We start from the raw sequence: 13,302 nt of genomic DNA on the forward strand, positions 1-13,302 counted from the left end.
GATTGATGGGTTGAAAGCCTGTCTGAGCCATACTTGCGGTATTTGGCTTCAGACGTTGCCTCGTCACGAAATTGGTTCCGGGGGATATTACAATGGTGCTCCTAGGCATAAAGCTTAACCAAAAGGTAGATTCAGCACTTGGGAGACTTTGGTAGCTTAAGCTTACTGAGCTGGTTGACTATTAATGATTGGTAAATGTGGTAATTACTGACAAATAAACTTGCTTTTGCTGTAAACACTTGACAAGTGTAGGACTTTGCTTTGTGGTAAGTGAGGAAGAAAACGCAATACAGTTAAGCAGTGTTCAGAGCATACTATTGATTTTTATTTGACATAGAATCATTTTTATGTGACATAAAATCATTTTCATGTAAAGTTGATTCCTTGTGTTATTTTTATTTCTAACGATTTATTAAGAAATGATAGAAAAACAAAGATTACGTGTATAAAAAGTAATTTTATCTGTGTAGAAAAATAAAGGCTTGCAGCAGAGAATTTTAGCCTCTACTGATATATTTGTCAACTCGATGAGGATTTTGAGATAGCAACAACTGCTGGTTTAGGCGGAGCATCAGGATTTTTGCTGGGCCAATTGGAACCAATAGGGATTTGACGAGATTGTAAAAATTCTTCACCAGTCGTGGTAGAGATGAGAAATTCTCTATTCTCAGACGCCTGATTTTTGCGAGTCCCACTGGCTTCTCCGGGATGTTGTATGGAAAGAAACATTGTTTGCTGGTCTAAAGCAAAGCAAGGTCCTGTGGTTTCGCACTCCATTGGTCCAATTGCAAATAAGAAAGCTTTACCTGCATTCTCTCCACTTGTAGGAATGTACCAGAGGGCGTTGTTGCCAAACAAACCAGATAAATTTGCAGGTTTTCCCTGATCGTTTGTGCGACTTTTTACAGATTTATTCATTTTGCTGGTGGACATATCTGTTACCATCCAGACATTGCCGTTGTTATCCAGCAGCAAATTATCCGGATTAGCAAAACCCATTCCACCGGAAGACGGCTCACCGCCAGTAGCTACCATTTGCCAGCGGAAGGTAGTTGCTCCTAAATTGTTACCTTCTTCTGTCAGGCGCATTCCCCAGCCATACTCGTAGGGAGTTTCGTCTTTAGGACCCTTGAAAACTCGTATGTCTGGACCCCCTTCATCATCGGGAGAACCGGAGGTGAAGCTAATATACAAGTCACCATTGGGAGCAATTTCTGTATCTTCAGGACGTGCTGTGCAGGTTGCACCAGCAGCATTGGCAGCATAGTGAGCGTCAATAAGAATTGCACCTTGTTTTTCTTCAGGATTACCAATGTAAAGGTCGCCTAGTTTTTTAAACCTTTGCTTGTACTGACCAATTTCCTCGTCCTTGGTGACTTCAAAATCGCCACCTTCGGCCCGTTTTGGTAACGGCTGGAAACCCTGCCTTCCTTTCTGTTGAGCTTCTTTTGCCGGACCTTTTGGCAAGCGAATCACGTTTCCAGCAATCGTGCTGGGAAGGTCTGGATTGATAGGTGTGTCAGCTTGTAAAGGTATCCAACGACCTGTGCCATTAGGGTTGAATTTTGCAACGTAGAGCATTCCTTGAGACAGTAACCGGGAATTGGCTTTGTCTTTGGGATCATTGACCTTGTCACGGCTGACAAATTTGTAAATGTGTCCGCCTCGGCGATCGCACCCTGAATAAAAAGCCAGGGGTTTCCCCGCCTCCACGCGTACACCTACCGCTTCATGGTGGTAGCGTCCCAACCAAGTGTGTTTGGTTCCGTAATCGTTGGGATTAGCGGGGTCAACTTCGACAATCCAACCATATTTATTCCCTGCTAATCCAAAAACGTTACCTTGTCCGAAGAGTTCCTCATCACCTAAAGCGAAAGGTCGCTTGCTGGGGTCAAAGGACGTGCCATCAGCATACACTGGTTCTGGGACTTGTGCCTGAAAGTTTTCTTCAGCGCTAAGGACTGTACCCCAAGGTGTGGTTCCACCCGCACAGTTGCCATAAGAACCAATGATGCGATCGCCTAACTTATCTATATATCCCAATCCTTGCTTCTTACGAAAAACCGCCACCGCAGGTCCGGTTGCTTTGAGATAGCGCCCATCCTCTAAACCAGAAATCCCGCTAATTCGTCTATCTGCTTTGGAATTAGTCCGTTCCCAGTTTCCATCGGCTGTTTTGCGAATCGAAATAATCCCCAACCCTTGGTCTAGCAGTGCTTCTTTGCTAATCTCCCGTATTTTCGCCTTGATCGGGTTTGAGTCTGGCAAAGAGTTGGCATTGATCTCATTTTTTCCTGATTTGTTTTCTTTGAGCGCTGCTTTGACCTCTGTAAACGGCAGTGATTTCCCAATCACCTGTTCGTAAGTTTGCATCCAAGGTATGGCGCTGATATATTCAAAGTTTACTGACAAATATCCTTCATTCTCGCCGGTTTGTACAAAAGAGAGATAGTCGTTGTTGTAACCAAAACGAGAATCACCGACTTTATCACCCCATGCGGCAATGACTTGGTACTGAAAGCCTTGTGGCAATACCAAATCATCCAGCACTTCATAGCTACTGTATTGCTCTTTTTGCTGTTCTGGTCGGAACCCGGCTGTTTCTAACGGAATCGGACCTTTAATTGGTTGAAATGCAAATGCTGCCTTGAGTTCTTTTGTGGTAGGTTGCACTGCGATTTTTTTTTCGCATCCTGCCAAAGAATTCAGCGCTACTGCACCTGCGCTGCTTCCTAGCAACAGCAGGAAATCCCGACGTGTGATACTCATTTGCTTTATCGATTACACCTAAGCCATCTGTTGGATAGCGCACAACTTTCACGTTATCTTTGCCTAATCTAAGGCTCAAAGTTTAAGAATAGGTAAGCTTTTTGTAAATGTTCGCTATTTAACAAATATTTGACACCGTGGGGATGCGTTTTGAGGCTCTGCAAGCGAAATGATTATCACAATAATATGTGTAATATTTAACCATCTTGCAGACATCTATCTAAAGTAGTAATTAGGAAAGAGTTGTCAGCTGATGGGGTAACGCTCTTCATCTAGTGGGGATCAGGGAGGGAAGCCATCTGGTGAGGCAGCGCTATGCAGGAGGATTTCCCGATGCAGGCGACTGCCGAAAGGGTTAAGCGACTTGAGCGGACTGTCCCCATACATACCGTAATTTCTTCAAAAATATCTAACCCCGTTGACCAGTCACAATATATGCCACACGTTGACCGATGTTAGTCGCATGGTCTGCCATGCGTTCCAAACAACGAATTGCTAATACCAGCAGCAAAATAGGCTCGACCACACCCTGGTCGTACCGTTGATGAGCTAAAGTCTGATAAAGCTGTTCATAAGCAGTATCCACAGCATCATCGAGTTGCTTTATACCTCGTCCGTTGACTTCATCTAAATCTGCCAACGCCACTAAGCTCGTTGCCAACATTGCCTGAGCATGGTGAGACATGACTGCAATCTCGGGTAAAGAGTGATGAGGCGGATAGGGAAAGATTTTCATTGCAATCTCAGCTAAATCCTTGGCATAATCGCCAATGCGTTCTAGATCGCGCACAAGCTGCATAAAGGCACTCAAACAACGCAAATCTTGAGCTGTAGGAGCTTGCAGCGTCATAATTGCCGTACAGTCTGATTCTATTTGTCTATAAAAGCGATCAATTTTCTTATCTAAGACAGGAAGTGCCTCAGCTGCTGTCAGGTTGCGAGCGAACAAGGCTTGGTGACTCATACGAAATGATTGTTCCACCAAAGCCCCCATACGCAATACATCTTGCTCTAAGCGCCTAATCTCGCGAGCCAGCTGGGGTCTTTCAGGATTGGGACTATAGAGGGGGACTTTCACACTTGTAGTCTCAAACATGAAGATATCTTTAAATATAATCTTGGCTGTTAGAATTTGCCATGATGCCAGGTAGTTCAATTTGCAACCATGCTCCCCCTGTCTTCGGATGGTTCATAGCTTTTATGGAACCGCCATGAGCCAGAACAATTTGCTGGACAATTGCCAAACCCAAACCACTACCAACAATTCCTGTAGCCGAATGACTTTCTGAGGTTGTTACACGGGAGCGTGCTTGATCCCCTCGGTAAAAGCGCTCAAACACATGGGGTAAATCTGCTGGAGAAAAACCACTTCCGGAGTCAATGATGTTAATTTCTATTGTTGGTTCCTGATTGTTCTGTCCCGGAATGATTTCTGCTTGAACGAGAATGGTTGTACTGGGTTGACTGTATTTGATACTGTTGTCTAGCAAGTTGAGAAACACCTGGTAAATGCGAGATTCATCGGCATTGATCCAGATATTTTCTAGACCCGAATAGGCAATCTGAATCTGATGTAGCTGTGCAAGGGGTGCTAAAGTCTCCCACACAGACAGAATCAGCGATCGCACTTCCACTCTTTGCCGATGGAGTTGAATGGTCGGGTTGGTTTCCAGTTGAGTTAACTCTAACCAACTTTGCACCAAGTGAATCAATCTGTCAACCTCCTGCAAGAGGCGGTTTACCCAACGATCCAAGGGCGGTTCCATGCGGTTTTGTAATGTTTCGACAACTAGACGTATCGAAGTTAACGGAGTTCTCAGTTCGTGAGCTAGGTCAGAAAAAGCACGTTCGCGTGCTTGGTTCATATCCAACAAAGGCTGATGGTTTTCTATAAAGACTCCCACTTGTCCATTGGGCAAGGGTAAGCTTGTCGCTTGTAACATCAGAGGCTTTACTTCTGATATTGCCGCAGCATTTTCGTAAGATGGATGAAACACCCACTCCCTAACCTGTGGCTTTTGGCGATCGCGAGTTTTCTCAATTAAGCGATCAAGTTCGTAAGACCGTACTAACTCTAGTAACAAGCGCACTTGCCCTGGTTGCCACCTTTGCAGATACAACATTTTCCGCGCCTGCTCATTACACCAGAGCAGTTGATTTTCTTCGTCCACCTGCAAATACCCCACTGGCGCAAACTCTAGCAGATTTTCGTATGTTTGAAGCAACTGCTGCAATTGCTGCCGTTGTTGCTTGATTAGTCCAAATTCGTGCCGCAAGCTAGGAATGAGCAGCGCCACATCAGAAGAATGCGCGGTTAAGGGTCGCAATACTTGAGCTAGGTAGCGATTCAGTTGAAACTGTTGCCACACCCAAAAACTTACGCCTACCGCTAAACCCACTAAAAATCCCAATATAAGCATTAGAGTTGTTAGTTGTTCTCTAACAACTAAAAACTAACAACTATCCAAATCGATAGCCAAAACCTCGTACAGTCACAATATATTCTGGACGACTGGGGTCTAGCTCCAATTTTTCCCGTAACCAGCGAATATGAACGTCCACAGTTTTACTGTCTCCGACAAAATCTGGTCCCCAAACTTGATCTAACAATTGCTCCCGCGACCACACTCTACGGGCATAGCTCATAAACAGTTCCAGCAGTCGAAACTCCTTGGGTGACAAATTCACCTCTTGAGAGCGAACCAGCACCCGACATTCTTGGGGATACAAAGTGACATCTTTATATTGCAGTACTGGTAGCTGGGGCAAACTGCTCAAGCGTTGACGGCGCAGCAAAGCCCGACAACGAGCCACTAACTCACGCATACTAAAAGGTTTGGTTAGGTAGTCATCTGCTCCCACTTCCAGCCCCAGAACCCGGTCTGTTTCACTCCCCTTAGCACTCAGCATCAAAATTGGTACTGGGTTTCCTTGATATCGCAGCAAGCGGCATATATCTAATCCGTTGATCTGAGGCAGCATCAAATCAAGAATAACCAGATCAAAGGAAACCTCTCCTGAGTTGGGTTCATAACTTTTAAGATACTCTACAGCTAACCGCCCATCAGCGGCAGTTACCACTCCATAACCTTCCTCTTCCAAAGCTAGAACAAGCATTTCCCTGATGAGATCCTCATCTTCCACTACTAGAATGCGGCTTCTTTGTCCGATTTCCGCTGTGTGAGGATACTTGGTCGATTCACTAGTATACATTGATATCACAGAATTAAGTGGGTGTGATTGTATCAATATTAATTATGGAATTTCAGCGTATTTACTCTTTCTCTAAAAAGAGAAGATATTTAATTTTGCAATTTGTAACATATGCAACATTAATATGTCTATTATAAACCAATGCTACACAAAGCTAGCAATTGTGTTTTGACAGCTTTGCTTCTTAAGCGTTGAAAATACGAAAAATATCCACAGCCAAGACATCCTCTTACGATGCTTATTAATGTATGCAGGGTCATCCACCTTAGTATCAAAGTCTGGCTCAGACATCTGCTAACTTTTCGCACCCATTACACCTATAAATAAACTACAGCAAACTACAAAAATAAGCGCTAACCAGAGTCATTTTTTTTAACGCATTGTTCTGTTTTCATTAAAGACTTAACTAGTAGACTTAATAGACCTAAAATTAGGTGATTAGCTTTTGAGTAAAATTGTTATCTGTTATCAAAGAAACGAAAAAAGCCGGGAGATGCTAACAAGTATTGTGAATTTGAGTGAGTGAGCATCTACCGTGATTGCTAGGAAACCTTGTTACCAATAACTCTAAAGTCACTCTACAGATGGAACACGAGGGTATTCCTGAGGTAGAAGTTTAAACAAACTACAGTAGTTACCTTTTCATCAGACACAATTAAAGTATCAAGTAAATACTATGCACAATCACACACGGTTAATGAAAAAGTTTGTTGGCAGCTTAGTGGGAGTCGCTAGCGTAAGTACCTTAGTTGTTTTCCCAGGAATGGTACAAGCCAACTCAAATTTCGATTCTTCTGACAGTTCTAGTCAGTCCATTCTTGCCCAAAGCTCACAAAAGACACCAAGTCCTTCTCCTAATACCACACCTTCTTCTGGTAACACGTCTTCTCCTCGCACCACCAGTCCTAATCGTTCGCTCACTGCTGTAGACAGAGAATTCATGACTAAGGCAGCGCAAAGTGACCAGACAGAGATCCAAACAAGTCAATTGGCACTCAAACGGTCTAAAAACCAAAGTGTGAGAGACTATGCACAGCGCATGATTCAAGAGCATACAAATTCGAGCCAACAACTCACACAAATAGCCCAGAACAAGGGTGTTACTCTACCAAAAGACGTTGGCAAGGAAAACAAAGGCTTGTTGACGAAACTGACAAAGCTAAATGGTACAAATTTTGACCGAGCATATATGCAAGGGCAGGTTCAAGCTCATAATAAAACTCTAGCTAATTACCAAAATTACCTCAAGCAGGGACAAGACCCAGAGTTGACAGCGTTTGCAGGTAAGATTGCTCCAATCGTTGCCGACCACCTACAAATGGCACAGAACATGGCAGGAAGCACAGGAACTTCTGGCACAGGAACTCCAGGCACAGGAACTTCTGGCACAGGAACTTCTGGCACAGGAACTCCAGGCACAGGAACTCCAGGCACAGGAACTTCTGGCACAGGAACTCCAGGTACAGGAACTCCAGGTACAGGACGTTAACCAGTAGTAAGGATACGGTGGGCACTATCCAATACAGTTCGGATAAGATAATCTACCTACCGATAACTTCTGTAGAGACGTGCCGTGGCACATCTCTACTCGTTTGCAACTGTTATCAACAAGCCTTAACCTAACAGTATTGGGGCAATATCTATCTAATGATGAATGGGTAGGCAGTCCCTATTGATTTGCCTTGCAATGGTTTTGTATGATAAAAACATTACTTTTTCCGAGCAACAATCTGAAAAAGATGCCAGTGTTTCTCTTCCCCTATAGCTGTTTTTCCAGGATGGTCTTCTTCTTTTAACATTTCTATTTCAAAAGGTTGCAGTAAGGTTTCTACTTGTTGGCGTGTATGATGATTCATGGAAGTATAAATCGCCCAAGAATCTCGTTCCCCAAACAATTGTCCACAAAAGCGACCGCCAGAACGCAAAGATGAAAGAATCTTTTGCCATAAAATAGGGAAAGACTCTGGTCGACAAAAGGGTAGTGAAAAGCTGGCATTTACTAAATCTACTGATTCTGGTAGTACTACCTCTTCAAAGAAAAGAATGCGAGTTTCCAGAAGTTGGCGATTAATATCTGGACGTTTTAATAAACGCTCAATTGCTTCAGTTTCACCATCAATAGCCAAAACCCGCCAACCCCGACGCAAGAGTTCTACTGTATCTCGCCCCTCCCCGCAGCCCAAGTCAACCGCAAACTGCGGCTGTTGCATAGGTGTCCCGTCTTTGTTGAGGTTTTCGGTGTCAAAACGTGCTAAAGCTTCGAGTAGGGTGTCTCGTGGCGGACGAGCTACAACAGCATTATAATAAGCCGACCAATCGCGCTCAAAAATTTTATTCTTAGATTGATAATTATTGAATTCTGACATAATATATACAAGCTTGTGTTTTGAACCATTAACTCATGTAGATATAAGCAGATGTTACCTATACATGCTCCACTAATTGGTAGAAAAATTAGGAATATGTATATGGATATTTCATAATATTAAATACTATATTACCAATTAAATCTAAAGAAAATTGATTTTAAAGATATAAACATAATACTTTGCTAGTATATACGCATAAATAACAAATACATGGTTCACTAAGGATGGAAATTAGCGCCCGTAATTCTTTTAAATCAACTGTGAAAAAAGTTGTACCTGGAGCGGTTAATAGTGAGGTGACTTTAGAAATTACGCCTGGGGTAGAAGTGGTGGCAATTATCACTAAATCCTCATCAGAAAAACTTGGACTTGTAGAAGGTAAGCAAGCATATGCAGTGATTAAGGCAACAGATGTCATAGTAGCTGTTGATTAATCTCATGAGAAGAAGCTAACAGATTTCTAGGCTTGATCGTTATCCCCGTAAATTCACGGACGACAATACTCCTTACAAGAGGCTACTATTAGCATGATAGTTGCTGTTGCTTGAGAAAGTGGCTGACTTTCCCCTGCAACTTCTTATCTCTATCGAAGGATTTCTCAGTTGTTTGGTTTTTGGATGTGAGATGAGCAATTAGGTATAGGTGTCAGGGAAAAGGTAATATATATTACCTTTTCCCTTCTTCCTTTTTTGCGTCATGTCCAATTTAAAATCTTAAATCTAAAATTGCTCGCATTAGCCCATGAGTCAATGGTAAGCTATCAATCACGATTCCAGGGCAAATTATTAAAGCATGTGATGGCTAAACACGACCGGAAACCAAAGGTCGGTGGCGCGTGGCGGTATTTTCAATCATAATTTTACGACTTCCTCATTTGTTCAGTGATCATCAATCCGGACATAGATTCTTTGAGCAATTTCCCGAGTTAGTGTTAATCGTCTTTCTCCTACTCTGATAACAAAACAAGGAACTCGCTGTTCTAAAGTGATGGAAATTCCTGGTCTTAACCCCATTGATATCAGTTCTCTAAGAATTTTTTCGTCCTTAATGTTGCAGAATTTGACGATTCCTTGCTCTCCCGTCTTCAGCAATTTTAATGAGGAACCGATGACACTAAATTTGTAAAACATTAATAACTAAATATCTATTTTCTGGTATATCCAAACCTTTTTAATCAAGATTGTAGAGACGTAGCATGCTACGTCTCTACATGAGTCAGGAAATATATTTCCTTAGAGATAAAAACAATGCAACAAAATAAAAACTAGACCAAATACGGTTCTTGGTGAGTCTTAATTGTGCAATTAGAACGTGGATAAGTTACACAAAGTAGAGCGAAACCCTTCGATACTTGCTCGTCATCCAAGAATGTTTGGTCAGATTGGTCGATTTCACCTTCAACAACTTTACCAACACAGCTAGAACAAGCACCTGCGTGACAAGAAAAGGGCAAATCAATACCGCTTTCTTCAGCTGCATCTAGGATAGTTGTCTCCTCATCAACTTCAATCGTAGTATCCAGACCTTCTTTCTTGCTGATTAATCTAACTTGGTATGTAGCCATTTTGTGATTCTTCTGACACGCGATACAGTTAGGTTTTGGTTTTATTGCTTCAAGGGTGTGGGGGCGGGGGAAGACTAGTACTCGACCAACCCAAAATTGCCGGGTTAAGGCAAGCTGAGTCGCTTTGCGACACGCAGCGCGAACGGGAGCAGGGGAAGTAGGGAGAGCAGAGGGAGACAGTACTGGTCTTACCGCAACGCAGTGGCTTCCCTACTCTCTCAAGTGCAAGGTACACCCGCAGGCGAACAGTCACCCGCTTTAAATGATTTTCCACAACCACAGGTATCAGTTGCATTGGGATTGATGAACTTAAACCCGCTTTCCATCACTCCCTCTACAAAATCGATAACCAACCCTTCCAATAACGGCGCACTTTTAGCATCCATGTAAACTAGCACCGTACCTTGCTGTCTGACCAAATCATCTGGTTGCGGCGAGCTTGTGACTTCCATTGCATACTCATAGCCACTGCAACCACCATCTTTGACAGAGATGCGGATACCTTTAGTTGGCGTGTTGATTTCGGGTGCAGAACCCCGCAGAAATGCCCGTAGGCGAAATTCTGCTTTTTCCGTCAAAGTAACCGTCATCAAACCTCCTAATTAGTTGAAATTACAGCGCAACTCAATTGAATGAAGTACTAATTTATCTGTGTCCATCTGTGTCCATCTGTGGTTCATTATTTCTTTATGTACCTCACCCAATTGCAAACCGCTGTAGTTGTTGTGTTGTGATTCAAAGTGTGAATTTGTCTAGTGGTAATGAGTAAAGCAATCACAATCAGCACTTCAATTGGCACTGGTGAAAAAATGAAGCTTAGAATCAGACAGATTAAGGCAATCGATATAGCCAGCAGCTGCAAGATTTGATTGGGGATTTTTGCACTGACGCAAATAGAAGTTATGGCAAGCCCCAGGGCAATCAATGAGGAGACAAACATGGCTACTATTTGTTTGCAATACTGGTCGGTTCCATAGGGTTGGATTGCGAGTATCTCCAAGGAGCAGTGTTACCACATACTGGACAAGAGCGATCGCGGTAAGAACGGCGCTTGACAAATTCCATCTGGGTTAAGTCAATTGTCAAAAGTTCTGACGACAGAGGTTGACTAAACCCAGTGATGAGCTTGATAGCCTCCAACGCCGCCAAACAAGCCAGTGTTCCAGAAACAGCACCCACAACTGCAAAGCCACGTCTATCCCAATCAGGTTTTTCAGGAAACAGACAAGATAAACACGGAGTCACACCAGGAATAATCGTGGTCAAGTAAGCCTCCATACCGTCCATTGCTGCTTCCACCATAGGCTTACGCCAGCGCACACAAGCTTCATTTAATAAATCGCGCTCCGTAAAATTATGAGCGCAATCAAGAGCCATATCCGCTGATTGCACCAAGGAGTCTACATTTTCCGGGGTGACATACTCATGAACTGCTTCCACCTGGACATCAGGATTGATGGCTTCCAGAGTTTCTTTTGCTTTGAATACTCTGGGCTTACCCACCCAATCGTGCGTCATTAGAACCTGACGATTCATATCATCAAGCCGCAGGTCACCACCCCGAACCAGAATCAGCCGCCCAACGCCAGCTACCGCAAGGTATAGCGCAGCTGTACCGCCCAATCCTCCCACACCTGTCACCAGAACCGTCGCTGACTTGAGGCGCTTCTGTGCTGTTTCACCAAAATTAGGAAGCATCATTTGACGACGGTACCGTTCCAATTCGGTAGGCGTTAGGTTTACCACTTTTTACCTCCTAATCCGACGTGATTTCTGTCAGCGTAATTACATTTTTAGGTTTCTGATTAAACACTTTGAACAGCTTTTGTTCTTGCGGGGTTGATTCAAGAAAAACCTGATAAGCTTGTTCCAAAGCCTCACGATATTTACTTAACCTATCTGAGATACTGAGGTCAGTATAATTCTCATCAATTTCCTTGATAAATTGAGAAAACTTTTTCAAAATATGCAGACGGTTTACATTCACAACATTGTGGTCATAGGGAAGTTTAAAAAACTCAAAATACTCCTCTGCATCTTCGAGCTTCTTGAATTCATCCAAATTCCAGGTCATTTTCCCTGCTCCAGTTTTTTCAGATCTTGCTTAAGTTCATCTAACTGACGATAAATTTCATAAGTCTGGGAGGCAACATTCATCAGTTGTTGGTAATCTGTTGGCAAACCTTCCGCCAAATCGTGCAAGTCCATTTTCATTTGACCTGCTTTGCTATTAAGGCGTTTTATCTGATTTTTTAGCTCCTCAACTGTCATTGGTCATTTGTCCTTTGTCATTCGTCATGTGTCCCTTGTCATTAGTCATTCGTCATTTATCATTCAATACCGTTCATACGTGTAGAGACGTAGCATGCTACGTCTCTACATAGACCATCATGCCGAAAAACATCTTATCTGAACCGTATTGATTCATTATTACTAATGACTGATGTAGAGACGTGCCATGGCACTTCTCTACAACGTTAAATTTTGCCTACTTCAGGGAAACGTTTAGCCAAATCAACACCACTTTTTACGAATTTTTCTCCCTCTTCTGCTAATTTTTCCAGCGAGTCAAAACCAAAACGATGAGCATCCCGCAATGTTTTACAAACTAGTAAAAGACGACCGGAAAAGACTAGCGCCCAACCAAATCCCTCATGGTTCAAATCAAGCACAACTTGGGATAACAAACCTGTTTCCTGTTCAATGCGGACAGCTATACCTCGATAAAACGCCATAATCCGTAACTGAGTTACCGGATCGACTTCACCCTCAATAGAAATTTCCCTTTTCTTTTGTTTACTAACAATAAAGGGTTTAAGAATTAACTCATCCGACCAATTCCGGTAAACTCCATAACTATCTTGTCCCCGGATTTGTAACACTATTGCCTTAAGAAAAGGAGAGTTTAAGACATCGGTTGAAGTTGTTCCATTTACATTATTAGTGAAACTCATACGGTTGCTTCCTCTTCCAACTCATCTTCAAAAATTTGGGGTTTTGCCTGTAAAGCTTTACGTAGCCAAGGCGGGGGATTGCCCTTCAGAGTTTCCACCAACTTGTTGAGAATTTCAGCAATTTCTTCTTCTTCAGAACGCGCTTTAACTGGAGTCACACCCTTCTTAATTAACCGAGCCGCTGCACTACCTCCAATTGCCGCAACATAAACAATCTTACAGTCAGCTAGTGCTTCAAGTTTTGGTGTGACTTTATCCTCATTACCATCTTGCTTAAGATCACCATCAAAAGAAAGAGTTTCTAAAAACTCGTAACCCTTGTCAGAAATTTCATACACATCAATTTCTTTCGCCCAGCCGAAGTGAGCATTAATATGAAGTCGGTCACTTGTTGTGAAGGCAATTTTCATCCTTATTCTCCTCTCCTCAAGTT

General features: G+C 42.9%; 15 protein-coding genes. 2 read left to right on the plus strand and 13 right to left on the minus strand.

Annotated features, from left to right (window positions below; all coding sequences use genetic code 11):
• Positions 1–519: 519 nt before the first annotated feature.
• The 4 genes from MAS10914_RS0105150 to MAS10914_RS0105165 form a co-directional block, all read right to left on the minus strand.
• Positions 520–2,769 (minus strand): PhoX family protein, encoded by a 2,250-nt coding sequence (locus MAS10914_RS0105150; protein ID WP_017314836.1) that lies wholly within the window; start codon positions 2,767–2,769, stop codon positions 520–522.
• A gap of 409 nt (positions 2,770–3,178) precedes the next feature.
• On the minus strand, positions 3,179–3,865 hold the full coding sequence (gene phoU, locus MAS10914_RS0105155; protein ID WP_017314837.1) for a phosphate signaling complex protein PhoU: 687 nt from the start codon (positions 3,863–3,865) through the stop codon (positions 3,179–3,181).
• A gap of 10 nt (positions 3,866–3,875) precedes the next feature.
• Positions 3,876–5,189: a sensor histidine kinase gene (locus MAS10914_RS0105160; RefSeq protein ID WP_017314838.1), complete on the minus strand. Its 1,314-nt coding sequence runs from the start codon at positions 5,187–5,189 to the stop codon at positions 3,876–3,878.
• A 40-nt stretch (positions 5,190–5,229) separates the two neighbouring features.
• Complete coding sequence (locus MAS10914_RS0105165) at positions 5,230–5,982, minus strand: winged helix-turn-helix domain-containing protein (RefSeq protein WP_017314839.1); 753 nt, start codon at positions 5,980–5,982, stop codon at positions 5,230–5,232.
• Positions 5,983–6,658: 676 nt separating this feature from the next.
• Between MAS10914_RS0105165 and MAS10914_RS29625 the strand changes: the two genes are divergently transcribed.
• The gene (locus MAS10914_RS29625; protein ID WP_232224109.1) at positions 6,659–7,471 is read left to right on the plus strand and encodes a DUF4142 domain-containing protein; all 813 of its coding nucleotides are present in this window, start codon (positions 6,659–6,661) and stop codon (positions 7,469–7,471) included.
• A gap of 220 nt (positions 7,472–7,691) precedes the next feature.
• Here the strand turns inward: MAS10914_RS29625 and MAS10914_RS0105175 are convergent, their stop codons facing one another.
• Positions 7,692–8,348, minus strand: coding sequence for a class I SAM-dependent methyltransferase (locus MAS10914_RS0105175; protein ID WP_017314841.1), 657 nt, complete (start codon positions 8,346–8,348; stop codon positions 7,692–7,694).
• 227 nt (positions 8,349–8,575) lie between these two features.
• Between MAS10914_RS0105175 and MAS10914_RS0105180 the strand changes: the two genes are divergently transcribed.
• A complete protein-coding gene (locus MAS10914_RS0105180; protein WP_017314842.1) occupies positions 8,576–8,785 on the plus strand; it encodes a TOBE domain-containing protein in 210 nt (69 codons plus the stop codon).
• Between the two features lie 444 nt (positions 8,786–9,229).
• Here the strand turns inward: MAS10914_RS0105180 and MAS10914_RS0105185 are convergent, their stop codons facing one another.
• The 8 genes from MAS10914_RS0105185 to nifX all read right to left on the minus strand — a co-directional run bounded on the left by MAS10914_RS0105185 (position 9,230) and on the right by nifX (position 13,279).
• Positions 9,230–9,481, minus strand: coding sequence for a FeoA family protein (locus MAS10914_RS0105185; RefSeq protein WP_017314843.1), 252 nt, complete (start codon positions 9,479–9,481; stop codon positions 9,230–9,232).
• Between the two features lie 134 nt (positions 9,482–9,615).
• Positions 9,616–9,915 carry a 2Fe-2S iron-sulfur cluster-binding protein gene (locus MAS10914_RS0105190; protein WP_017314844.1) on the minus strand — a complete coding sequence of 100 codons (300 nt, stop codon included), beginning with the start codon at positions 9,913–9,915 and terminating at the stop codon, positions 9,616–9,618.
• A 218-nt stretch (positions 9,916–10,133) separates the two neighbouring features.
• The gene (locus tag MAS10914_RS0105195; RefSeq protein ID WP_017314845.1) at positions 10,134–10,505 is read right to left on the minus strand and encodes a HesB/IscA family protein; all 372 of its coding nucleotides are present in this window, start codon (positions 10,503–10,505) and stop codon (positions 10,134–10,136) included.
• Positions 10,506–10,860: 355 nt separating this feature from the next.
• Complete coding sequence (locus tag MAS10914_RS0105205; RefSeq protein ID WP_017314847.1) at positions 10,861–11,661, minus strand: HesA/MoeB/ThiF family protein; 801 nt, start codon at positions 11,659–11,661, stop codon at positions 10,861–10,863.
• A 10-nt stretch (positions 11,662–11,671) separates the two neighbouring features.
• Entirely contained in the window at positions 11,672–11,989 is a 318-nt protein-coding gene (gene nifW, locus MAS10914_RS0105210) for a nitrogenase-stabilizing/protective protein NifW (protein WP_017314848.1), read from the minus strand.
• The gene (locus MAS10914_RS0105215; RefSeq protein ID WP_017314849.1) at positions 11,986–12,186 is read right to left on the minus strand and encodes a CCE_0567 family metalloprotein; all 201 of its coding nucleotides are present in this window, start codon (positions 12,184–12,186) and stop codon (positions 11,986–11,988) included. Before MAS10914_RS0105215 ends, nifW begins: the two co-directional genes overlap by 4 nt.
• A gap of 206 nt (positions 12,187–12,392) precedes the next feature.
• Positions 12,393–12,869, minus strand: a complete 477-nt coding sequence (locus MAS10914_RS0105220; protein WP_017314850.1) for a NifX-associated nitrogen fixation protein — start codon at positions 12,867–12,869, stop codon at positions 12,393–12,395.
• Positions 12,866–13,279 carry a nitrogen fixation protein NifX gene (nifX, locus tag MAS10914_RS0105225; RefSeq protein WP_017314851.1) on the minus strand — a complete coding sequence of 138 codons (414 nt, stop codon included), beginning with the start codon at positions 13,277–13,279 and terminating at the stop codon, positions 12,866–12,868. Before nifX ends, MAS10914_RS0105220 begins: the two co-directional genes overlap by 4 nt.
• Positions 13,280–13,302 lie beyond the last annotated feature (23 nt).

This window comes from Mastigocladopsis repens PCC 10914 (assembly GCF_000315565.1).
Lineage (GTDB): Bacteria > Cyanobacteriota > Cyanobacteriia > Cyanobacteriales > Nostocaceae > Mastigocladopsis > Mastigocladopsis repens.

What these genes read in the sequence shown, in the direction of transcription:
- MAS10914_RS0105150 (WP_017314836.1), bottom strand. Translation starts at nt 2,769, where the DNA reads ATGAGTATCACACGTCGGGATTTCCTGCTGTTGCTAGGAAGCAGCGCA.
- phoU (WP_017314837.1), bottom strand. Translation starts at nt 3,865, where the DNA reads ATGTTTGAGACTACAAGTGTGAAAGTCCCCCTCTATAGTCCCAATCCT.
- MAS10914_RS0105160 (WP_017314838.1), bottom strand. Translation starts at nt 5,189, where the DNA reads ATGCTTATATTGGGATTTTTAGTGGGTTTAGCGGTAGGCGTAAGTTTT.
- MAS10914_RS0105165 (WP_017314839.1), bottom strand. Translation starts at nt 5,982, where the DNA reads ATGTATACTAGTGAATCGACCAAGTATCCTCACACAGCGGAAATCGGA.
- MAS10914_RS29625 (WP_232224109.1), top strand. Translation starts at nt 6,659, where the DNA reads ATGCACAATCACACACGGTTAATGAAAAAGTTTGTTGGCAGCTTAGTG.
- MAS10914_RS0105175 (WP_017314841.1), bottom strand. Translation starts at nt 8,348, where the DNA reads ATGTCAGAATTCAATAATTATCAATCTAAGAATAAAATTTTTGAGCGC.
- MAS10914_RS0105180 (WP_017314842.1), top strand. Translation starts at nt 8,576, where the DNA reads ATGGAAATTAGCGCCCGTAATTCTTTTAAATCAACTGTGAAAAAAGTT.
- MAS10914_RS0105185 (WP_017314843.1), bottom strand. Translation starts at nt 9,481, where the DNA reads ATGTTTTACAAATTTAGTGTCATCGGTTCCTCATTAAAATTGCTGAAG.
- MAS10914_RS0105190 (WP_017314844.1), bottom strand. Translation starts at nt 9,915, where the DNA reads ATGGCTACATACCAAGTTAGATTAATCAGCAAGAAAGAAGGTCTGGAT.
- MAS10914_RS0105195 (WP_017314845.1), bottom strand. Translation starts at nt 10,505, where the DNA reads ATGACGGTTACTTTGACGGAAAAAGCAGAATTTCGCCTACGGGCATTT.
- nifW (WP_017314848.1), bottom strand. Translation starts at nt 11,989, where the DNA reads ATGACCTGGAATTTGGATGAATTCAAGAAGCTCGAAGATGCAGAGGAG.
- MAS10914_RS0105215 (WP_017314849.1), bottom strand. Translation starts at nt 12,186, where the DNA reads ATGACAGTTGAGGAGCTAAAAAATCAGATAAAACGCCTTAATAGCAAA.
- MAS10914_RS0105220 (WP_017314850.1), bottom strand. Translation starts at nt 12,869, where the DNA reads ATGAGTTTCACTAATAATGTAAATGGAACAACTTCAACCGATGTCTTA.
- nifX (WP_017314851.1), bottom strand. Translation starts at nt 13,279, where the DNA reads ATGAAAATTGCCTTCACAACAAGTGACCGACTTCATATTAATGCTCAC.